24 protein-coding genes are annotated in these 20,098 nt (G+C 36.7%); 9 read left to right on the forward strand and 15 right to left on the reverse strand.

Annotated features, from left to right (window positions below; genetic code table 11):
• Positions 1-21: 21 nt before the first annotated feature.
• From CCY99_RS01010 to CCY99_RS09405, 11 genes are all read right to left on the reverse strand, one after another.
• Positions 22-945, reverse strand: coding sequence for an SDR family NAD(P)-dependent oxidoreductase (locus CCY99_RS01010; protein ID WP_112059555.1), 924 nt, complete (start codon positions 943-945; stop codon positions 22-24).
• Positions 946-1,134: 189 nt separating this feature from the next.
• Positions 1,135-1,728 carry a TetR/AcrR family transcriptional regulator gene (locus tag CCY99_RS01015; RefSeq protein WP_112059556.1) on the reverse strand — a complete coding sequence of 198 codons (594 nt, stop codon included), beginning with the start codon at positions 1,726-1,728 and terminating at the stop codon, positions 1,135-1,137.
• 88 nt (positions 1,729-1,816) lie between these two features.
• Positions 1,817-3,211, reverse strand: a complete 1,395-nt coding sequence (locus CCY99_RS09775) for a bifunctional ornithine acetyltransferase/N-acetylglutamate synthase (RefSeq protein WP_258442878.1) — start codon at positions 3,209-3,211, stop codon at positions 1,817-1,819.
• Positions 3,204-4,328, reverse strand: a complete 1,125-nt coding sequence (locus tag CCY99_RS01030; protein WP_112059557.1) for a potassium channel protein — start codon at positions 4,326-4,328, stop codon at positions 3,204-3,206. Before CCY99_RS01030 ends, CCY99_RS09775 begins: the two co-directional genes overlap by 8 nt.
• A gap of 18 nt (positions 4,329-4,346) precedes the next feature.
• Positions 4,347-4,535, reverse strand: coding sequence for a 50S ribosomal protein L28 (gene rpmB / locus CCY99_RS01035; RefSeq protein WP_112059558.1), 189 nt, complete (start codon positions 4,533-4,535; stop codon positions 4,347-4,349).
• A gap of 61 nt (positions 4,536-4,596) precedes the next feature.
• Complete coding sequence (locus tag CCY99_RS01040; protein WP_112059559.1) at positions 4,597-5,559, reverse strand: NAD(P)-binding domain-containing protein; 963 nt, start codon at positions 5,557-5,559, stop codon at positions 4,597-4,599.
• A 2-nt stretch (positions 5,560-5,561) separates the two neighbouring features.
• Positions 5,562-5,753 carry a cbb3-type cytochrome oxidase assembly protein CcoS gene (gene ccoS / locus CCY99_RS01045; protein WP_112059560.1) on the reverse strand — a complete coding sequence of 64 codons (192 nt, stop codon included), beginning with the start codon at positions 5,751-5,753 and terminating at the stop codon, positions 5,562-5,564.
• A 116-nt stretch (positions 5,754-5,869) separates the two neighbouring features.
• The gene (locus CCY99_RS01050; RefSeq protein ID WP_112059561.1) at positions 5,870-6,331 is read right to left on the reverse strand and encodes a hypothetical protein; all 462 of its coding nucleotides are present in this window, start codon (positions 6,329-6,331) and stop codon (positions 5,870-5,872) included.
• A gap of 268 nt (positions 6,332-6,599) precedes the next feature.
• A complete protein-coding gene (locus tag CCY99_RS01055; protein ID WP_112059562.1) occupies positions 6,600-6,878 on the reverse strand; it encodes a type II toxin-antitoxin system YafQ family toxin in 279 nt (92 codons plus the stop codon).
• A complete protein-coding gene (locus CCY99_RS01060; RefSeq protein ID WP_112059563.1) occupies positions 6,862-7,122 on the reverse strand; it encodes a hypothetical protein in 261 nt (86 codons plus the stop codon). The genes CCY99_RS01055 and CCY99_RS01060 overlap by 17 nt, the downstream gene beginning before the upstream one ends.
• A 544-nt stretch (positions 7,123-7,666) precedes the next feature.
• Entirely contained in the window at positions 7,667-7,831 is a 165-nt protein-coding gene (locus CCY99_RS09405; RefSeq protein WP_181646782.1) for a hypothetical protein, read from the reverse strand.
• On the opposite strand from CCY99_RS09405, the gene CCY99_RS01065 reads away from it, so the two are divergent.
• Together CCY99_RS01065 and CCY99_RS01070 are read left to right on the forward strand one after the other, a co-directional pair.
• On the forward strand, positions 7,822-9,006 hold the full coding sequence (locus tag CCY99_RS01065) for a hypothetical protein (protein WP_112059564.1): 1,185 nt from the start codon (positions 7,822-7,824) through the stop codon (positions 9,004-9,006). The genes CCY99_RS09405 and CCY99_RS01065 overlap by 10 nt on opposite strands.
• On the forward strand, positions 9,006-9,716 hold the full coding sequence (locus CCY99_RS01070; RefSeq protein ID WP_112059565.1) for a hypothetical protein: 711 nt from the start codon (positions 9,006-9,008) through the stop codon (positions 9,714-9,716). The genes CCY99_RS01065 and CCY99_RS01070 overlap by 1 nt, the downstream gene beginning before the upstream one ends.
• 94 nt (positions 9,717-9,810) lie before the next feature.
• On the opposite strand, the gene CCY99_RS09780 is transcribed toward CCY99_RS01070, so the two are convergent.
• The 4 genes from CCY99_RS09780 to CCY99_RS01085 all read right to left on the reverse strand — a co-directional run bounded on the left by CCY99_RS09780 (position 9,811) and on the right by CCY99_RS01085 (position 13,349).
• Positions 9,811-10,236 carry a hypothetical protein gene (locus CCY99_RS09780; RefSeq protein WP_258442929.1) on the reverse strand — a complete coding sequence of 142 codons (426 nt, stop codon included), beginning with the start codon at positions 10,234-10,236 and terminating at the stop codon, positions 9,811-9,813.
• Positions 10,218-10,748 (reverse strand): hypothetical protein, encoded by a 531-nt coding sequence (locus tag CCY99_RS09785; protein WP_258442885.1) that lies wholly within the window; start codon positions 10,746-10,748, stop codon positions 10,218-10,220. Before CCY99_RS09785 ends, CCY99_RS09780 begins: the two co-directional genes overlap by 19 nt.
• A gap of 185 nt (positions 10,749-10,933) precedes the next feature.
• Entirely contained in the window at positions 10,934-11,731 is a 798-nt protein-coding gene (locus CCY99_RS01080; protein WP_112059566.1) for a cytochrome b/b6 domain-containing protein, read from the reverse strand.
• Between the two features lie 673 nt (positions 11,732-12,404).
• Entirely contained in the window at positions 12,405-13,349 is a 945-nt protein-coding gene (locus CCY99_RS01085) for a 4Fe-4S dicluster domain-containing protein (protein WP_112059567.1), read from the reverse strand.
• A 100-nt stretch (positions 13,350-13,449) separates the two neighbouring features.
• Here CCY99_RS01085 and CCY99_RS01090 point away from each other — a divergent pair, with 100 nt between their 5' ends.
• The 7 genes from CCY99_RS01090 to CCY99_RS01120 all read left to right on the forward strand — a co-directional run bounded on the left by CCY99_RS01090 (position 13,450) and on the right by CCY99_RS01120 (position 20,019).
• Entirely contained in the window at positions 13,450-14,097 is a 648-nt protein-coding gene (locus tag CCY99_RS01090) for a Crp/Fnr family transcriptional regulator (protein WP_112059568.1), read from the forward strand.
• Positions 14,098-14,313: 216 nt separating this feature from the next.
• Positions 14,314-15,675 carry an FAD/NAD(P)-binding oxidoreductase gene (locus CCY99_RS01095; RefSeq protein ID WP_112059569.1) on the forward strand — a complete coding sequence of 454 codons (1,362 nt, stop codon included), beginning with the start codon at positions 14,314-14,316 and terminating at the stop codon, positions 15,673-15,675.
• A gap of 126 nt (positions 15,676-15,801) precedes the next feature.
• Positions 15,802-15,969, forward strand: a complete 168-nt coding sequence (locus tag CCY99_RS01100) for a DUF2892 domain-containing protein (protein ID WP_112059570.1) — start codon at positions 15,802-15,804, stop codon at positions 15,967-15,969.
• A gap of 361 nt (positions 15,970-16,330) precedes the next feature.
• A complete protein-coding gene (locus tag CCY99_RS01105) occupies positions 16,331-17,491 on the forward strand; it encodes an ankyrin repeat domain-containing protein (protein WP_258442931.1) in 1,161 nt (386 codons plus the stop codon).
• Complete coding sequence (locus tag CCY99_RS01110) at positions 17,485-18,363, forward strand: radical SAM protein (protein ID WP_112059572.1); 879 nt, start codon at positions 17,485-17,487, stop codon at positions 18,361-18,363. The genes CCY99_RS01105 and CCY99_RS01110 overlap by 7 nt, the downstream gene beginning before the upstream one ends.
• Positions 18,360-19,493, forward strand: coding sequence for an AAA family ATPase (locus tag CCY99_RS01115; RefSeq protein ID WP_112059573.1), 1,134 nt, complete (start codon positions 18,360-18,362; stop codon positions 19,491-19,493). The genes CCY99_RS01110 and CCY99_RS01115 overlap by 4 nt, the downstream gene beginning before the upstream one ends.
• Positions 19,486-20,019: a phosphoribosyltransferase gene (locus tag CCY99_RS01120; protein WP_112059574.1), complete on the forward strand. Its 534-nt coding sequence runs from the start codon at positions 19,486-19,488 to the stop codon at positions 20,017-20,019. Before CCY99_RS01115 ends, CCY99_RS01120 begins: the two co-directional genes overlap by 8 nt.
• Positions 20,020-20,098: the final 79 nt, after the last annotated feature.

The raw sequence follows: 20,098 nt of genomic DNA on the forward strand, positions 1-20,098 counted from the left end.
ATAGCCAAAATACCAAAATCTCTATAAATATCCCTCGCAGACTTTTTGGCAGTAATCCCAAAGTGCTTTTTGGGCTTTTGGGGAGATATATTTGTCCTTGATAATTTTCTCCTTGCAATCGCCATAAAACTTGCCTGTAACGCCCTCTACCTCGCTACTTGTCGCCATATAAATGCTTGTAGCTGCGGCTTTTTCCATAGACCACATCATCGGCTTCCAAAGTATGGTGATTATTTTCATTAGAATTCCTTTGCCACTTTCTCGCTGCAATCCGCTCTCCACCGAGCCCGGCTCAACTGTATTTATGGTGATATTAGTGATATTTTGTGCTTTCAAATATTCCACAAACTCACGCATAATCCACCAAACATACAATTTCGACAAGCCATAGGACTTAAAAAGCGAATAATTATGCTTTAGCTCGATATCCTCCAAAGGTGGCTTTCCGCCCATTTTGTAAGATTCCGATGATACCGTTACAACTCGGGCATTCTTGCTTTTTTGAAGTAGTGGCAATAATAAATGTGTCAATAGAAATGGTGCTAGGGTATTGATAGCAAAGGTCTTTTCATGCCCCTCAATGCTCTCCTCTCTCTTGTTGCCAAACTGACCGCCAGCATTATTTATCAAAACATCTAAATAATCGCATTTTTGCTTGACTTTATCGACGAATGGCGGAATCTCAGCCTTTAAGCTCAAGTCAGCACATAGATATTCCACATCTTTATTGCCACTCTTGCTTATTATTTCCTCTCTTGCTTGTTTTGTTTTCTCCACATCTCGCCCATGAATGATGACTTTATGCCCTATTTTGGCTAGGCTTATGGCGGTTTCCTTGCCTATGCCGGAATTCGCCCCAGTTATTAATATGATTTTTTTGTCTAGCTTTTTATTCTGTGTGGCGATTTGGCTTGGCGATAGTTTTGCATTTAGTTTGTTTTCCATATGTGCTCCTTTGTTTTATAATATAACGAAGTATAGCATATATTAACCAAATCGGTCAATATATTTGGGAAACAACAATCTTTAGATTTATAGCGGATTTATAGCTCCTTGAGAGCGAATTTGGCAGATTCTTGCAGATTGGCAAATTTAGAGCGGATTCTTACGAGCTACACGAATAATTACAACAACTTATAGATACTCATCTTTATAAACCATTTTTTGCAATATTGTTAGCTTGGCTTTAATATTTTCATAGATTTCATCAATCGTTTTTGCCTCTATATCGCTACTAATTATCCCTTGAAAAATCAAAGTAGCGATTTGTATAACCTCATCTTTTGCGATATTATCTCGCAGTTTTTCCCACTTGACTTTCGCCAAAACTTTCCTTGTGCTTTTTTCATCATTTTTGGCTTGAAGTGCCGATATAATGGGCGATTTGGCTTTGAATTGGTCGTTGATAAAATAATGTATATAAGGATATTTCTTACTCAATGCCACTTGGGCTTCCATATAATTAAATAGGCTTTGGAATAAGTCGCTTTCCAGCGGAATCTCAGCCTTAAAAAGCTCATTTGCCACAAAATCATTAATGTAAATATACATATTTTCTTTTGTCTCAAAATAGTAAAATAGCGATGCTTTGGAGATTCTCGCTTCTTTTGCTATGTCATTTACCGATGTTTTTGTGTATCCGTATAATCCAAAGCATTTTATTAACGCCTTTACTACCCTATCTTTTTTCTCGTCGCTTAAATGCTCGAATGTATCTAGCTTTCTCAATTGCTATTTCCTATTTTGTGGCTATTTTGGAGAGATTCTTACTTAAAAATACCCAAAATAAAATCTCAATCCGCCTCTTAGCTCGTGTTTAGCTCGTGTATTGCGAGTTAATCTCTACATATTTATAGCCCAAATCGCAACCATAAGCGGTGTATGAAAATGCGTCGTTTTCATCGAAGTCGCTTGAAGTTGGGCTTAGAGTTGAATTAGATTCTGCGACGAATTCTGCGTTAGATTCTAGCCCGGATTCCGTGCTAGATTCCGCTATGCCTAAATCGCAAACCACCCTAAAGCTATCTTTTTGCATAGTTTTTTCTGCACTTTTTATCGCCTCAAAATTGATTTTTTCGCAATCATATAGCAAGTTTTCGCCGATAAAAATCTTTAGTTTTTTTGGGTCGCTACTCACGCCACAAGCCCCAATCGTAGATGCGATTCGCCCCCAATTTGGGTCGCCTCCAAAAATCGCTGTTTTGACTAAAAGCGAGTTTGATAGGGCTTTTGCGGCACTTACTGCCTCACTTTTATTTTTGGCGTTTTTTACCTCAAATGCCACGACCTTCGTGGCTCCCTCGCCGTCGCTCACCATATCGATTGCAAGTTTTTTCATCGCCATTTTTAGGGCAGTTTTGAAGGCGACTTTGTCGTAAGCCCGTGATTTGCGAGTGGTGAATAAAAATACGCTGTCATTCGTGCTGGTGTCGCCATCTACGCTTATGGCGTTAAATGTCTCGCTTAGGCACTCACGCAAAATCTCTTCCATATCGCCCTCTGGGATATTCGCGTCCGTGGCGATAAAGCAAAGCATAGTCGCCATTTCAGGGGCTATCATACCCGCGCCCTTTGCCATCGCCCCAATGTGGAATGTGGAATCTGGGCTGGAATCTAAGCTAGAATCCACGCCAGAATCCGCCCCATATTCCCCATTTTCGCCAAACTCGCCGGATTTTATGGATTTTATAGATTCGCTAGATTCCCCATTTTCGCCCACCAAATCCACTCTAAACGCCACTTCCTTGCTAAATCTATCCGTAGTCCTTATGGCGTCCGCCGCATTTGTGCCATTTTTCGCCCCTAAATCAAACTTTTTAAAACAATCAATTATTTTTTCCTTCGGCAGATACTGCCCGATTACGCCTGTGCTAGACATTATTGGATTTTGGACTTGCGAGAACTTCGCCTTTAAATTCTCCAAAACCTCGCAGACATCATTTAGCCCTTTGTCGCCTGTCATCGCATTTGCGTTTTTTGTATTTATCAAAAAAAAGTTGGATTTCTTGCCCTTTATATGTTGGAGAAAGTGCCTAATCGGGGCAGCTTGAAAGGTATTTTTGGTAAAAACTGCACTAATATCACAAGGGCAATCCATATGGATAAACGCCACATCAAGGGCATGTCCGCCCTTTAGCCCAGCACTCACACCATCGCAAAATACCCCATTTACCGCACTAATCCCACCATTTACGCTAATAATATCAAACATATTTTAATTCCTCTGGTTTTTCACGCTTCATAATAATTCTTTTTGTCTGCCTTATATGGCTAGAGCTACCTATGAGCAATAATTTGCATTCACTAGTGATTAAAACATCGCCTGTAGGCATAGATATATATTTACCATCTTTTTGTTCAATGCCGATAACATGGGCTTTTGTAACCTCTCGTAAATGTGCTTCTTTGAGCTTTTTAAACACAAGCCAACTATATTTAGGGACGATGACCTCTTCTAGGCTAAGTGAATTTTCTTTTTTATTCATAAAATGCTCTATGATATTCTCGCTTCCCGGCTGTAATATTATCGAGCTAATCCTTTGGGCTGCGAGATTTGTAGGTGATATTATATAATCTGCACCTATCTTTTTTAATCTATTGATTTCTTCATTACTACTTGCAATAGACATAATATTATAAGGGTATCTTTTAAGCTCATTTTGATAAAGCCTCATTGATACAATCAATGCAATATTATCTGTAATATTTTTTGAAAAAATAACAATACCTTTGGCAGACGATAGATGTGCTTTTAGAATCGCATTTATTGAATGTGGATTGTCATTAATATAATATGGATATTTATATTTTAATGCCTCTTTTTCAAAATCCTTATTTGGGTCAATTACTACAAATGGTATTTGTGCCTCTAAAAAGTTTTTTGAAAGCTCTATAGAAAATTCATTATGATAGAAAATAACATAATGATTTTTAAGTCTTGCTATCTTATTAATCATTTTTATCTCCTTTATTATGGATATTAGATTCCCGCCCATAATGACATTTACAACAACCGCAACACAAAATGTAATTGTAGCTGCACCCATAAGCATTAAAATAGTGGTGAATATAATTGTAATGGGGCTAAATTGATGTTCTCTTAAAGCACCAAATCCGGTATTTGTAAAAGTATATGAGGCTTGGAAAAAAGCCTCGATAAGAGTGTAATCCTCTAATGCTAAATATCCAAGTGTTCCTATGATTAAAAATATTTGAACTACAACGAGTGGGAATCTAAAACGAGATAATTCATTTAATAACTCTGGAGTTAAGTCAATATCAGGTTTCTTGCTTTTATCAAAGTTTAGAAACCAAAACCCCTTAGCCATTGGAAGTTAAAATTAAATCTAAGAGCTTTTTTTCATCGTCCTAAGCGTAGAAGCAGCAACTTTGAGCTTTACTCTACTTCCGTCTTCTAGCTTAATTCTTACCGTTCTTAGGTTTGGATAGAGTCGATTTTTGGTTTTATTATTTGCGTGGCTTACATTATTCCCTACCATTGGGGATTTACCACTAAAAAAACATCTCTTTGCCATATTCAATCCTTAATTTTTTAAAATAAATCTATAATTTTATTTATTTTTTTAAAATTTTAGCTTAAAGCGCCAATCTTCTATTAATTTCTGTAACAATACTAAAGCCGTTATTTAACGCTGAAGCGATACTTCCGCCACTTCTAAAAAGTAAATCACCCGCTACAAAAAGATTTTTTACTGAGCTTTCACACGCACTATTTACAATAGGCACCCCCGCAGAATCTAGCTCTAAATTGCATTTTTTAAGGAAATCCACCGGAGCCACGCCACCAATTGCATAGACGATTTTATCAAAAACCTCGCTACTTCCATCAGTAAAATTCACCTTTGGCTTGCCATTTTCACTCTCTAAACTCACAATATCAATGCCAAATTTCGTTTTTAGTTTCCCAGAATTTATGCTATTTTCAAGCATTTCTTTATTGGTTTGATTGATTCTTGCAAACTCAGTTCGGCGGTAGTTTAGCTTTGTGTCATTTTTCTCTGCGATAAAGTAGGCATACTCCACAGCGGAGTTTCCACCGCCTACGATTAGCACCTTTTCGTTTTGATTGATTGAGTTTGCGTTGAAAAATACCCGATTTTTAATCTCTGGGGGAATGGGATATGAGGGCTTATTTGGCACACCCATTTTGCCGATAGAAATCACCGCATATTTTGCTTTTATCTCGTCATTACCAGCCGTTCTAACACAGAAAATATCGCCCTCTTTAGTGATACTCTCAACCTCTGTGTTAAATCTCGCATCGATATTTGTAGTCGCTAGAATCTTATCAAACAAATCCAATGTGCTTTCTTTCGTGCCGTCCATAAAGTAGATATTGCCCTCTAGGTCGATTTTCTTGCCTTTATAATCCTTATCAACTCGTTTATTATCCTTGTAAAATTTCCTAATTGTAGTAGAGTGGTTTTCGCCTTTTTCAAGCAAAATAACATCATTAATTCCAAGCATTACGCTCTCAACTGCAGATGCAATCCCGCCCGGACCACCACCAATTATTGCGATATTGTATATTTTACTCATTATTACTCCTTAGTTTTTAAATCGTTTTTATAAGCATCATTTAGCTCATCGACACCGTCCATTAACAGACCTTGCGTAAATTTCTTTTCATCATCAAACTGCCCGCTCCTAAGTCCCCAAAGAAATGCAATAAGCCCAAGCAGACCTATCAACAAGGACACACCAAGCATAATGGCAATCATTCCGTTTGTCATTTTTTACCTTTAAATTTTGCTTAAAATACTTAAAATAATTGAAAATAATAAAATTTTTTACGGAATTATACAAAATATTTGCGGATTCTTTGGAGAATTTCTAAAATTATGCAAATCTAAATAAATCCTAAAAAGCCACTTAAAAACCCAATCTCCGTAAAAAAAGTAAGTAATTCATTTAAGTATGAAATAATCGCTAAATATTTAATTTTCCAAAATGTAGTAATCACATTAAAAATATAGCTTGTATCGCCAAATAATGCCCTACTAATAAGCATCGCAATAATCACATACACAAAAACCCCTACAATCCCAGCAATAGCAGTTACAAAGTAGATTTTATTGGTGTCTTGCTCTGCTTTTTTCTTTTGTTGGGAATAGCCCATAATCATTCCAGCAATGATACAAATCAAAGGCAGTGCCACCGCAAAAGCCCATTTTACGCCTGTGCCTAATACTGACCTAGCATTTGTATCTGCACCGCTTATAATTGTTTGTGCTTCGTTAAACTCATTTGCCCCAAATCCAAAACTCGCAAAAATGCCTAGCATAAGTGCTATTTTTAAGAATACTTTCATTGTAATTCTCCTTTTTCTATTCAATATTTTAAAAAACAGAAAAAGTTTATAAGAAAATCAAAATTGAATTATTAAAGTTTGCTTAAGATGTGTCATTTGACACAAAGAAGTTAAAAGAGTTTGCAAGAAAGAGCATGTTTACGTGGTTTTGTAGGGTTTGTGGATTCTATGGAATCTTTTGTGAAAGTGGATTCTGTGGAATCTACGCTGGAATCTTGTGTGAGTTTCTGCTCTAAGAAATGAAGCATTTGCTTTGAATGTTTCCCATTTAATAGCCCTTAAATAAATCTTGATGACGCCCTATGTGGAAAAGCTCTAAAAATTTGTCATCTCGCTTATAAATAATAACTAAATCGCCCTTAATATGGCACTCCCTAAAGTCTTTAAACTCGCCTAAAAGCTTATGGTCTTTTAGTTTAGAATCTAAAATCTCACAAGTTTGGAGTTGGAAAACTACTTCGTCAATCGCCTCACAATCCCAACCTTGCTTTTGAACTGATTTAAAATCTTTTTTAAATGTATTTTTGATTTTAAGTGTTAGATTCATTATCCATTTCTTTTCTAAACTCTGCAAAATTATCATAAGTGCCTATAGTCTCAGCATTTCTCAATCTCTCTGCGATGTCATCTTTTAAAATTAAGTTTAAACTCTCTGCGATTTTTTGACGTTCTTGTAAAATTGAAAGCAATTTTTTTTTCTTTGATTCAATCTCGTTTTCTAGCTTATTCGCTTCGTCAAACAATTTGTTATATCGGTTTTGTAGCTTTTTTTCTGTGGCTATTTGTTGCATTATTTCTCCTTTTTCGCTAGAGTAAATCTGTCAAAATTATATCAAAATAAGTAAATTATATTTATTATCTACATTGTATTTACTCTTGATTTTTTCTTTGTATAGCAGGATTCTAGTGCCTATTAGTGAATATGCCACAGATTCTCCTTATTTAAAACAACAATGAGTGATATTTAATAGTTTTATTCCTCCCATAAATCTATCTTAGGTTTTATTGTAAAAACATATCAAAAAGATTATAATTCGAGTTTATACTTTTTTTCAAATGCTTTTTAAAAATAACTTGCAAAGAATACAAAGAGATATGATGAGGGAAAACAATGAAATATGGGGCTGGGAGTTCATTAAACACACCAAAAATTTTAGCAAACTTAGTAAAAAATATATTCGTAAAAATGTTTATGGGGGGGGGCAGAATCTAGTCTAGAATCTCCAAAATACACTCTAGAATCTAGAGCAAAATCTGTCCTAGAATCTCTAAAATGTAAAGCAAAATCCACTCTAAATCTAGCCCACCAAAAGGCACAAGATTCTAAGCAAGATTCTAGATTCTATAGCAAAATAAAGAGTTGGATTCCAGCCACTTTATTAAATCTATCAAATCTCTTAAATCCCCGCCACTCAAATAAATCTCACAATCCAAATTCCCCCACGCCACGCCAAAAAGTAGCTCCAAACCATATCCTTTATCCACTATTTTTGCTTCCACTTATCCTAACGCCATTTTCGCCATTTTATGCCTATATCACTTGCGTTTTTGTTATGATTGGGCTATCTAAATTTATCACAAAAGAATTTAGGATTTTGCTTGGGCTAACGCTAGTTTTTAATATCGCAGTTATCTATGCAAGTAAGTTAAGTTTCCATGTTGGGCTAGATTTCGATGATGATTTTACTAGATATTATCAAAACTACCTTGATATTTATGATGGAATCAGCGGGGCAATGTTTTATTTTGGTGGTGAATTTGAAATCGGGCTTGGAGTGTTTTATAAGATTCTATCCATATTGTTCCCTAAACTCCTCCCAAGTAGTGTGCTACTTTTTACCGCTTTAAGCGTTTGTCTATTATTTTATATCTGGCTTGAAGTGTATATTTTAAAGTATTTCAAGGCATACCAGAGAGCCGCATTAGTTGCATTTTGTATGTTCTTAGATATTTTTATGGAAACTATCGGGCTGACTAGGCAGTGTTTTAGCACCATATTTTTATTATATGCATTTTCTAGCAAGGATTGGCGTGGTAGAGTGGGATTTTTAGCTATTGCTATGATTTTTCACATAAGTGCGATATTTATATTTACGACGTTTTATGTTATTAAATACTTTCCAAAAGTTAGCCTATTTTTATTACTTTGTTTCACGCTATTTTTTATGCAAGATTCCGCGAGTGTGAATGCTACAATTAATGGCATAGCATTATTTCTAAAAGGATTTTTACCAGATAAAGCCATCACATACTTTACATATTATATAAATGACGCAGGATTTACGCCCTATTATTTCGTGTATATGCCAATTATGAAGTTTATCTTAAGCCTATGTGTGCTTTTCTCTATCTTTATGTTATGCCCAAAAGATAAGATTCTAAAGCATTTTAAGATGTATATTCTAATTTGCTTTTTTATATATTTTACACATATTCTGCCGTCTCGCTCGGTTTTCTTGCTTACTAATATGCTATTTTATTTCGTGGTTTTTGTGAGCTTTAGGCGTTTTTTTAATCTCACGCTATTCTTTTTCTTCCCATATTTTATATTTAGAATGTATAAATGGCTCATATCGCCTGATGTAGCCACAGATTACACTTCTACTCATCTCTTTTTCTGGTATCCAGAGAGTGGCATTTATCCATTTTACTATCTATTTCAAGGAGTTTTATAATGAAAAAATATCTTAAAAATTATGATGAATTAAGCATTTTATTTGTCCTAAAAAAGCGACTAAAGCTATTTATAATAAGCTTAGTGATTTGCCTTATTTGTGGAAGTATGCTAACCAAGCAACAAATAGAGAGTATAAATAACACAATCGCGACAAATGAAGCAAATCGAAACAAAGAGCTAAATCTCCCAACATCACTAATAAAAGTGCAAAAAAGTATCCCGGATAATGTCATTAGAGATATGTTTGCAAGGGCGATTAAAGATAGTGAGATTAGCGATTATAAGCTATATGTGAATAATCCGGGCTATTATATCTATGTGATTTTTTATGAAGATGAAATAGATATAGATGAATTTATAAATAAAATGCGTGAAAATCCAGTGGCAAAATCTATGCTAAGCGACACGACGAGCTTTATCACACATTTGGGGAATCTGGATGCAACTCTTACATTTTTAGATAAGCGTCCTGTAAATAAGCACTATATCTATCTAGATAAAAATCGCCAATCCCAAGCAGAATATGCAACTATCGCATCTAGTGATGTTTTTCGAATGCACACAAGCCTAAACTCCAATAAAATCTGGCTTTTTATGATAATAACCTCGATTATGATAGCTTTATTTATCACCTTTGGCGTAGAGAGCTTAGCAAATCTAAATGCAAGATTAAGAGAGAAAAAGCATCTAGATTCTATTTTAAAATAAGCTAAAAAATCTAAATATCGCCAGATTTTAAAGATAGGGCAGAAAAAGTGGATTCTATAAGATTCTTTTATCTTTGATTGGATTCTAGGGCTTTTTAATCACCCATAAAAATTGCTCCATTTAGGATATTTTTAATCGTATGGAGTGAAATAAAAAATATCATTAAGATTAAAATTATAAACGCGCCGATTGCAAGAGTGGCGAAAAATGTGCTATTTGTGATGTTATATGCTTTGAAAAATGCGATACTTGCGGCTGCTGTGGGGAAGGTAAAAGCCCACCACGACAAGAAAAACTTCAATTTCAAAAAATTCCTATACATAAAAATAACCAAAAAGCTAAAAAATATGCTTAAGTTTAAAAGACTTAGGGCGAGTGCATCAAGGCTATTTGTGAGTCTAAAATAGTCCAAGAATCCCACTGCCGGCGGGGCTATCATAATGAATAATGTCGGCATAAATTTCGCTGGCATTTGGTCGTGGAACAAAATCCTATAAAAAATTATGCTAAATAAAACCACCCAAAAAACATGCCGATTGCAAAATAATACCAAAGCCAAAAATCGACGCTTTTCGCGGCGATGACTACGATGAGATTACCCACTATGGGGATAAACCACGCTGGATTTGAGTGCTTTATCTCTAAATTATTATTTATCCAAAATGCGATTACATGAAAGCTAAAATATGTCTGCAAAACTACGCCAAGATAGAAGCAAACGCCATAAATTAGGGCGTTCCCGCTTTGGAATAGATTCGCCAAGATAAGGAGCGAAATGGGGATAGTGGCAAAGAAATTGACCTTGATTGGGTGGGAAAACTCCTCTTTTACCTTGCTAAAATATTTGATTGTTTTTGCTAAATAAAGTGCCAAAATCAGCACGAAAACCGCCAAGATAAAGCCCCGCAAGATTATAAAGCCAAGCTCACCAAAGCCCATTAACTCGCTAAATCGTCCATATGCTATGCCAAGTCCGCCAAGCCCCATAACTACGGCAAAAAACATTATGGGGAAATTTGCCAATTTACTCAATTTTTGCTCCTTTTTTTGTGAATTATTAATCTTTTTTTGCCCTTATTTGGGGGCTAAAATGCTAAAATCTAAATCTTTTTTAAACTAGATTCTATCAATTTGGCTTAAAATTCCACTTTTCGTGGAATCTGCTGGGGAATCCGCCATAGAATCTTACGCGGAATCTTTTGTAGAATCTGCTGAATCTATTTTTTGGAATCGCTAGAATCTCGCCTAAATTCTCGCACGGAATCTACTGAATCCTGTTTGCTAGAATCCGCCAAATCTTGCCTAGAATCTAGCACGGATTCAACCGAATCTGCTTTATTAGATTCCGCCAAATTTCCCCCAAAATCCCCCTTTCTCGCCTCTTTTACGCATTCTTCCCACAAGCAGTGTCGCTCTAGGGCATACTCCGCTTCCACTTTTCCGCCAAACATCGCGGGGAGCAACTTGCGATTTGCCTTTGGGATAAACGCCAAAAGGTGGAGAATAACCAGCACGATAATCAAAATCGTCCCTAGATTATGCAGTTGTGCCGCCCAAAAATACAGCCCATTTGGGATATCAAAACCCAAAAGATTTTTATATGTCTTAACCAGCCCAGTTACAATTAGTAACAGCAAAGTCAAGCCAATCGCAAGATATGCCAACCTCTGCTCCGGGAGATATTTCCCTGAGGGAGGCTCTTTGGAGCCTGTTATCATCGCCTTTATCACAAGGTAGCTATTTTTGATATCGCCTTTTTTGGGAAATATGTCAAATTCGCCCCGTAAAATGTGGTAGGCGAGGTGAAAGAACGCAAAAAATACCAGCAAAAACGCAAAAATATAATGCACGCTCAACCCCACGAAATACTCTCCGCTCCACTCAAGTAGCTTGTCGATGTTGTATCGCTTTGCCAGTGGGAGCTGGAACATACCGCTTACGACCAATCCGCCCACACTTAGGGCGACGCCCCAGTGGATTATTCGATTTTGAATGCTTTGTCGAGTTATTTTCATTTTTTTCCTTTATTTGTAAAGTGTAATGCTCTCAAAATATAAGCGATAAGTAAAATTAAGGCGAAGCCCTCCAGTATTTTTAAGCCTTAAGTTTTAAGCGAATCTGTTTTTTATTAATTTGGATAATTTTTATTTTGTCCCACTCACCACCCTTTTATGTGTGAGGCTGACGCCTCACACGAGATTTGTAAAAATTGCTAAAGCAATTTTTCATAAATTTCTTAGTCTCCGTGCGTTAGCATTGGGGGGATAAGGGGAGCGATTTCGCCTTTGCCACGAAGTGGCAAATTCATCATTCAAGCCCCCTTGTCCCCCCCCCCCTTTTTTTTTACTAAACAAGACGCTTAAAAACGAAAAGCAGGGGTTCTATGGAAAAATGATTTTATAAAGGCGTTGCCTTTTAAATCTAGATTCACTTAAAACTTAAGTGTTTTTATTCGCTGGAAAGCTTCGCCCTCGAATCTATATTACCGCCTAGCGCCCCTATTTTGTGAACTATTAAACCCAAGTTTTAATAATTAGTTTTTAATGCCTACCGCCCTTTTTACAAGCCATTTCATCACAAATTCTTTAGCCAATTTTAAGCCCAAATCCCACGCCATTTTTAAACCCCACTAGAATCTAGATTCCCCCAAATCCCTTTATTTCCCCCTTTTTGCCCCCTCCTTTTTCTTTATCGCCGCAAAGCTCGCTCCAAGCACGCCGCAAATGGGGCGATTGTAACAGCAAGGGCAAGATTTGCTGACTTCTCCAGTGGATTCCGCACCTTTTCCATATGTGGACGCCCCATTTTGGGCTTGTTGTTATATTTTTCTAAAATCGCCTTGTTTATATCCTCAAATTTTATGCTACTAATATACACGCTCACCGTCCTACCATTCTCTTCGAGTCTGTAAATATGGCGTTTGTCGTGCTTGATTCGCTCTAAAATCTCGCTTTCCTTGCCAAATTTTATGGCATTTTTGGGGCATTTGACCTCACAAACTGGCTTCTCCCCTCGCTCCAGCAAGTCCTTACGCATATCGCATTCATACATCACACCGCCACCAGCGAGTTTTGGGGCGGTTTTAAGGTAGATTCCAACTCCGGCTTGACGCTGCGGAATCTCCCACGGACACGCATCTCTACACTTCGCCCCACCAAAGCAAAAGTCCTTATCTATATCCACTGCCCCCTCCTTACTTTTGCTTATCACGCCAAAGGGGTAGAGCTTTTGGCAAGGTGGATTGTCGCAGTGCATACATCGCCTAGGCACGAAAACCTCCCTATTAGCGACCTTCACGCTCTCCACATAAGTCCAATTATAGGGCGTTAGGCGAGTTATATCCTCCTTATTTTTGGAGTAATCCTCGTGCTTAGTTTGCGGGAAATAGTCCATTATAGGGTGCGTTGGCTGGGGGAAATTAGCCTTATTTTTCTCCTTACACGCACTCACGCACAAGGGAGTTTCAAGCCCCTTGCAACCATCGCATAAATCAAGGTCTATGATACTCATAATTTTCGTGGAATCTGCATTTGGCGAATCTAGATTCCGCGAATCTACACTCGCTAAATCCTCAGCGACCGCACTACTAGCGAATCCAACTGCGCTAAATTTGATAAAATTTCGTCTATTCATATATTTTTTGCCTTTAGAAATTTTTAGAAATTGGAAAATTTTTAGAAATTGTATGTAGAATCCAACTTTATTTTCTGTAACTAAATCACAAAGGATTTTTTTGAAAAGCGAGTTAAAAGACGAGATTGGGGCGATTATCAAGGCTAGATTTTCTCACTTTGATTTGGAAAAAAGCGACTTGGAGTTGCTCTCCCAAAGTGCCATCTACAGCGAGTTTGAAGCGAAGCAAAATCTTTATCAAAGCAAAAAATCTTGCTATGGATTTGTCATAATCATTGATGGCGTCCTTCGAGCCTACACGCTCTCCCCCAATGCCAAGGAAATCACCATTTTCACACTAAAAAGGGGCGATGAGTGCATTATATGCTCGACTTGCACGGCAGATTCCTTGCAAATGGAGATTAATTTAGAGGTGCGGGAGTGCCTAAAAATCTGCTCCATTCCTCCTGAAGTTTTCTCCAAAATGCGTGAGAAATACCCCAAACTGGCAAATTACACGCTAGAACTCCTCTCAAAAAGATTCGCCCAAAGCATAAATATAATGCAACAAGCCCTATTCCTCCCACTAACGGAGCGAATCGAGGAGTTTTTAAGAGATAATGCAAAGAATAATATCGTAGCCTTTACGCATGAAGAAATCGCAAATAATCTAGGCTCCTCACGCGAGGCGATTTCGCGAATCCTAAAAGAAATGGAAAAAGCTGGGAAAATCACTATTTCACGCAGCAAAATCACTATTAAAGATTAATTTTTTGTGCTTAGATTCCGCATAGATTTTGCTTAGATTCCCAATAAATCCAGCTAGATTCCGCTTTAGATTCCGTGCAAAATCTCATTTAGATTCCCACATAAATCCCGCTAAATTCCACCTTAACGCCCCATAAAAACCCCCAAATGTAACATTATCACAGATAAGATTCCGCCTTTTAACCTAAGATGTCCTTTTTATTTTAAAGGAGGCACAATGAAAAGGCGAAATGCCATAAAATTACTTGGGGCTGGAGCGAGTTTGCTACTGGCAAATGGGACTTTAGGCAATGAAAATCCGGCAAATCTGGCGAATGAAAACGCTACAAATAAAACGCCAGAAAGCATAGAAAACAGCAAAGCAAATATCGCCATAATGGGAGCCGGACTAGGGGGAATCTCACTTGCCGCAAAACTCAAAAGAGACTTGCCAAATGCGAGTATTAGCCTATTTGACGCCGATGAGACATTCTACTATCAGCCGGGATTTACGCTAATTGGCATTGGAATCTATGATAAAAACGATGTAATTTTTGAGAAGGCGAAATATATCCCGGAGGGCGTAAAATGGGTGCACTCCAATGTGGCAAAAATCCTGCCAGAGGAAAATGCCCTAGTGATAGAAAATGGCGAAAAAGTCGCATATGACTATCTTGTAATCGCCTCCGGCGTGGAGTATGAGTTTGGCTCTATTGAGGGGCTAAGTGCGAGTATGGTAGAAGATTCCAGCTCAAATATCAGCTCGATTTACACGCTAAAAGGGGCGCTTAAAACGAATGAGCTAATGAGTGATTTTGCTAAAAACGGCGGTAAAGCGATATTTTACGACCAAAAAACGGCGATGAAATGCAGTGGTGCGAATAAAAAAATGCTCTCAATGACCGAGGATAGATTAAGGAGGGCTGGGAATAGGCAAAAAGGCGAGGTTGCCCTATACTGCGGAGGTGGGAAGCTCTTTGGCAATCCAGTGTATGCAGCAAGTATGGGAGCGATTTTTACCAAGCGAGACATAGCATTTAACTTACGGCACGAGCTAATAAAAATCGATGGCAATACCGCTATTTTCAAGCACTGGACGCCCTATAAAAAGAATGGCGAAACTCATAAAATTGAGGATTTTATCGAGGTGAAGTTCGACTTTTTGCACCTGTCGCCAAAACAAATTGGGAGTAAAATCATAAAAGAAGCCGGGCTAAGTAGCGGGGAGCAGGGCTTTTTGGCGGTGGAAAAAGAGAGATTGGTAAGCATAAAGTTTAAAAATATATTTGGCATAGGCGATATTTGCGACTTCCCAGCTGGGAAAACTGGGGCAAGTATAAGGAAAATGTATCCGCTTTTAAGCCAAAATATTATCCGCTCAATCCGTGGCGAGGAGCTACTCAAGGGCTTTGATGGCTATACGGCGTGTCCGTTTGTAACCAAATACGGCAAGGCGATAATGGTCGAGTTTAACTGGGAGGGGACAGCTAGCTCTCTGCCGTGCTTTGGGGAGGTGCGAGAGAGCTATCTTAGCTGGTTAATCAAGCTTTATGGCTTTAAGCCTATGGTGATGAATGGAATGCTAAAAGGGCTGGTGTAGGGCTTTTGCACTTGGTGATTTTGTGTCGGCGGATTTTACCGGCTATTTTACCGGCGGATTTGCCACAGAATTTGCCGACGGATTTGCCACAAGTGCAACAAAACAATCTAATTTAAAGGAGCAAAAATGAGTATTTTGGATAAAACGATTCGTTTATTGGTGGCGGGAATTATCTTTTTTATATGCGGATTTATCTGCCAAAGCTGGTGGTGGCTAATAGGCTTAGTCCCGCTACTCACGGCAATTTATGGCTGCCCGATGTATAAAATATATGGATTTATAAGAAAAAAGTAATTTATGAGAATCTAAGCTGGAATCTGCCATAGAATCCTAAAGTTAGAATCCCACGCTAGAATCTATGTGGAATCTAGTGGGAATCCGCAAGATTCTCCGCAATATCGTAAAAATTTATTTTTAAAGATTCCACTTAATTTCAGTCTAATGCCACTTTATTTATTTTCATAAATCTATCTTGGGTTTTATTGTAAAAATATATCAAAAAAATTATAATTTAACTTTCAATATTAAACTATTTACAAAAAAACACAAAGGGTAAAAAATATGGAATTCAATGAAGCAATAAACGGGGGGGGGATTTTTTAGAGCCTTAAATAATTACGCAAAAAAAGACAAGAAATCTCCTACTTTAATAGCAATACCTGATACTTCCGCACTACTTAAAAATATACGACTCTTATATAGCTTATTAGAGGATTATGATTTTGTGCTAATCCCAACAACGGTAATGAGGGAATTGACACACATAAAAGATAGGAAAAAATCTCATAATTCCACTTCCGCCGATAGACAAAATGCAAAAATGGCATGGGAAGTTCTAGTTACTTTAAATGATTGCATACTCACATATTCTACAAAAGTTTATAAAATTGATAATGAAAAATACAAGATTCCAGATAGCACACAAAAAGGGGCAAATAATATAAAAAACGACCATAAGCTTATGGCATTAGCGGATGATATTTCACGGAAAAATCTTGGTAAAGTTCATATCGTGCATAATGATGTGGATTTTGCCGTGTATAGTGGAGTGGCTATAACAATTGCGGAGTATTTTGCAAAGCGAAATAAAATAGCAGATTACACAGATATAGATAAGCTAGATAAGGAATTTAATAATTTAGAAAGTCTTAGAGAAATAATCAAGCGAGTAGATATAAATGCGTATTTAGAAAATGGAGCGACGCTATTAATAAATACCATAAAGTGCAATATGCCCGAACAAATCAAAGCTAGAGGCGGAGTTAGAATACCAGATAGAAAAGTGATAGAGAAAATAAAATTTCTCTTAGACAATGGGGCAGATTTAAACAAAAACGACAATGGATACCATTGCTTACCACCATTATCACATAGCATACAATTAAGAGAATCCTATGGCTTTGATATTTTTAAATTGCTAATAGAGCGGGATTGCGATATAAATAAGGCTTCAAGGGACGATAGCAATCCAAAGAAAATAGGAGGCTTAAACGAGGGAAATACGCCACTTATGATAGCTTGTTTCCACTCTAAAAAGAAATTTATTCATATGCTTTGTGAGCGAGATGAGATTTCTATAAATCAGCAAGATAATAATGGCTTTACCGCTTTAATAAAATGTGCTCTCAAAAGATACGAGACAATAAAGCAAAATAAGCCCCACGAGCTAAATGACGAGCTATACGAATATATACGCGCCCAGCCTAAAGTAGATATATCTATTAGAGACAGGAATAACCACACAGCACAAGATTGGATAAAAAGAGGTGATTTCTTAAAGCAAGGGAAAAGCTATAAGGAAAATGAAAAATGGTAGAGCGAATATGTATATCAATTAATAATATCTGCAATCTCAAATGTCGCTATTGCCATTTCCTAGAAAAGAACTCAGTGGAAAATACAAAAAAACTGGGCTATAAGCCGATGGATATTTTTAAGATTTTAGATAATGTAAAGCAATATGTAGGGCATTATAAACACATTTTTAAGATTGGATTTATCGGTAATGGTGAGCCATTATTAAATATCAATGATATAAAAAAATACTTGCTTTATATTAAGGATTATGAAAATATCCGCACTTATACTATTACAAATGGGACGATTGACTTAAAAGATAGCGATTGGGCTTTTTTAGAAAACCACAATATGAATGTCGGCTTTTCGCTTGATGGCTATAAGGAATTACACAATCTATATCGATGTGGCTCATTTGATAGAGTGATGAAAAATATCCAAAAATATAAGAATCTAACTAGGCGATACCCCACGCTAAATGCCACCATAGGGGCAGAATCCTTAGAGAATAAAGAAAAAATTATAAGCTTTTTCGCTCATTTTGATACTAAAATCACATTCTCGCGAATGATTGGCAAATATGGAATCTCCCTAGAACAATATAGGGAATTTATGGAGTTCGCACAAAAGCGACTAAGCGTAAGGAATGGCGGATTTGACTGCACGATGTATGGTGGCTTATGTGGAGTAGGAGTGAATAATTATTTTTTCAGCAATGGCAAGGTGTATTTATGTGGGAATTGTATAGATTTGCCACATATCAAAAACAGCGACACTGGCTTTTTTGAACTAGAAAAAATTGCTTTAAAATTTAACAGAAGCAAATGCTACAAAGAAATTTTAGAAAATCAAAGCATTTGTAAAAATTATCAAAAGGTAGGAATCCTATGAGAATTGCACTATATGGACTTCCCACCGCTGGGAAAACTTTTATTTTAGATGAGATTAGGCGAGGGGCTTTGCAGATTTTAGAGAATCTGCAAAATCAAGGCAAGATTTCACAAGAGATTCCACATTTAGAGGTTTTGCAAGGAAGCTATTTATTAAAGCAACTAGCTCCAAATTTTGAATCCCTAAGCGAACAAGAACGCAATCAAATACGAATAAAACTAGCCCAAAATCTTACTAAAAAAGATGATTTTATAATCGATGGGCATTATGCCTTTGGAGAGCAAGTCGTTTTTACAAAAGCAGATGGTGCTTTGTATGATGTATTTTTGTATTTATATATTTCCCCAGAGATTCTAAAAGAGCGAATAGGGCAGTCAAGTAAAAATCAGCGATATTTAAAATACGACATTAAATCGTGGCAAGATATGGAGATTGAGGGATTGCGGACATATTGTCACAAAAACAATAAAGATTTTTATGTGCTAGATAATCCAGCACAAGGCTATTTTAGTGATATTAGCGTGGTGCTAGAATTTATAAATAAGATTCTAAACGGATTTAGTTGCTACAAGTTTGCCAAAAAATGTGCGGATATTATTTTACAAAAATCCACAAGTGATACAATCTCTTTATTTGATGGCGATAAAACTTTGATACTTGAAGATTCAAATGAGATTCTAGGCTGTAAAACGCAAGTTTTTAATGGTGATTTTTATAGCGGATTTCAATCGTGGAGACATCACTGCGAGTTGACAAAATTTATAAAAAATCTTAATAGACGGAATCTTGGAGAATTAATCTCTAAGAATCTATCATTTAATCGCAAGGTTTTAGATGGCATTAGCAAGGATTCTTTTATATTGACCTCCGGAGTTTGCGAGATTTGGGAGCAAATATCTAAACAAATCAATATGCCATTTTTTGGCGGAATGCAAATGTGTGCGGACACAAAATTTTTTATCGCCAAAATACTTAGAGAAAATGGCAAAAATGTCATAGCTTACGGCGATGGAGCGAATGATTATTTTATGCTAAAAGAATCTAATAGGGGGCATATTGTCTTGCGAAAAAGTGGAAATATGAGCCGTTCGCTTAAAAATATAGATTTAGAGGGGCTACATTTTGTTTGAGATTAAAAAAACAAAAAGAATAAATCGCTTGATTGACATCACAAAATCTGATTCAATGGTCGTGGGAGCAAAACTAGCCCTAGCACATATGCAATTAGGCTATTTGCTTGGGAGGCAAATGAGCGGATTTAAGCCGAGTGAAACCACTATAATTGCGATATTGCGAGGTGGGATATTTTTCGCTGAGGGGATTTATTTTAAGCTAAATTGCAGATTTGAGATTTGCGACCCTAAAAGCGATGATTTGATTATCCCAGCGACAAAAAATATAATTTTAGTAGATTCTGTGATTAACACTGGGAAAACGATAGAAAGGATTTATCAAAAAATACATATGGAAAATAGGCAAAAAAATATCTATGTGGCAAGTTGCGTGGTAAATAAAAAAGCCCTAGAAAATATCACATTTAAGGAGAATCTATACACCATTCGAGTATCAAATAACTCTTTTGTAGGCAGCAATATCACTAAACAAAATGGCGACATTGGACCAGATACCACAATGAGATTATTTAATGAATTTTAAGATATGCGGAGTTTTGATGGTTTTAGATTTGAGATTTGCCAAAATTCCATATCAAATTTTATTGAAATTGATTAGAAAA

The organism is Helicobacter sp. 16-1353 (genome assembly GCF_003288815.1).
GTDB lineage: Bacteria > Campylobacterota > Campylobacteria > Campylobacterales > Helicobacteraceae > NHYM01.

Bases quoted from the DNA above. Each gene is read 5' to 3' on its own strand.
- CCY99_RS01055 (WP_112059562.1), bottom strand. From the start codon at position 6,878: ATGAATCTAACACTTAAAATCAAAAATACATTTAAAAAAGATTTTAAA.
- CCY99_RS01080 (WP_112059566.1), bottom strand. From the start codon at position 11,731: ATGAAAATAACTCGACAAAGCATTCAAAATCGAATAATCCACTGGGGC.
- CCY99_RS01100 (WP_112059570.1), top strand. From the start codon at position 15,802: ATGAGTATTTTGGATAAAACGATTCGTTTATTGGTGGCGGGAATTATC.
- CCY99_RS01115 (WP_112059573.1), top strand. From the start codon at position 18,360: ATGAGAATTGCACTATATGGACTTCCCACCGCTGGGAAAACTTTTATT.
- CCY99_RS01070 (WP_112059565.1), top strand. From the start codon at position 9,006: ATGAAAAAATATCTTAAAAATTATGATGAATTAAGCATTTTATTTGTC.
- rpmB (WP_112059558.1), bottom strand. From the start codon at position 4,535: ATGGCAAAGAGATGTTTTTTTAGTGGTAAATCCCCAATGGTAGGGAAT.
- CCY99_RS01050 (WP_112059561.1), bottom strand. From the start codon at position 6,331: ATGAAAGTATTCTTAAAAATAGCACTTATGCTAGGCATTTTTGCGAGT.
- CCY99_RS01095 (WP_112059569.1), top strand. From the start codon at position 14,314: ATGAAAAGGCGAAATGCCATAAAATTACTTGGGGCTGGAGCGAGTTTG.
- CCY99_RS01110 (WP_112059572.1), top strand. From the start codon at position 17,485: ATGGTAGAGCGAATATGTATATCAATTAATAATATCTGCAATCTCAAA.
- CCY99_RS01010 (WP_112059555.1), bottom strand. From the start codon at position 945: ATGGAAAACAAACTAAATGCAAAACTATCGCCAAGCCAAATCGCCACA.
- CCY99_RS01060 (WP_112059563.1), bottom strand. From the start codon at position 7,122: ATGCAACAAATAGCCACAGAAAAAAAGCTACAAAACCGATATAACAAA.
- CCY99_RS01085 (WP_112059567.1), bottom strand. From the start codon at position 13,349: ATGAATAGACGAAATTTTATCAAATTTAGCGCAGTTGGATTCGCTAGT.
- ccoS (WP_112059560.1), bottom strand. From the start codon at position 5,753: ATGACAAACGGAATGATTGCCATTATGCTTGGTGTGTCCTTGTTGATA.
- CCY99_RS09775 (WP_258442878.1), bottom strand. From the start codon at position 3,211: ATGTTTGATATTATTAGCGTAAATGGTGGGATTAGTGCGGTAAATGGG.
- CCY99_RS01030 (WP_112059557.1), bottom strand. From the start codon at position 4,328: ATGGCTAAGGGGTTTTGGTTTCTAAACTTTGATAAAAGCAAGAAACCT.
- CCY99_RS01040 (WP_112059559.1), bottom strand. From the start codon at position 5,559: ATGAGTAAAATATACAATATCGCAATAATTGGTGGTGGTCCGGGCGGG.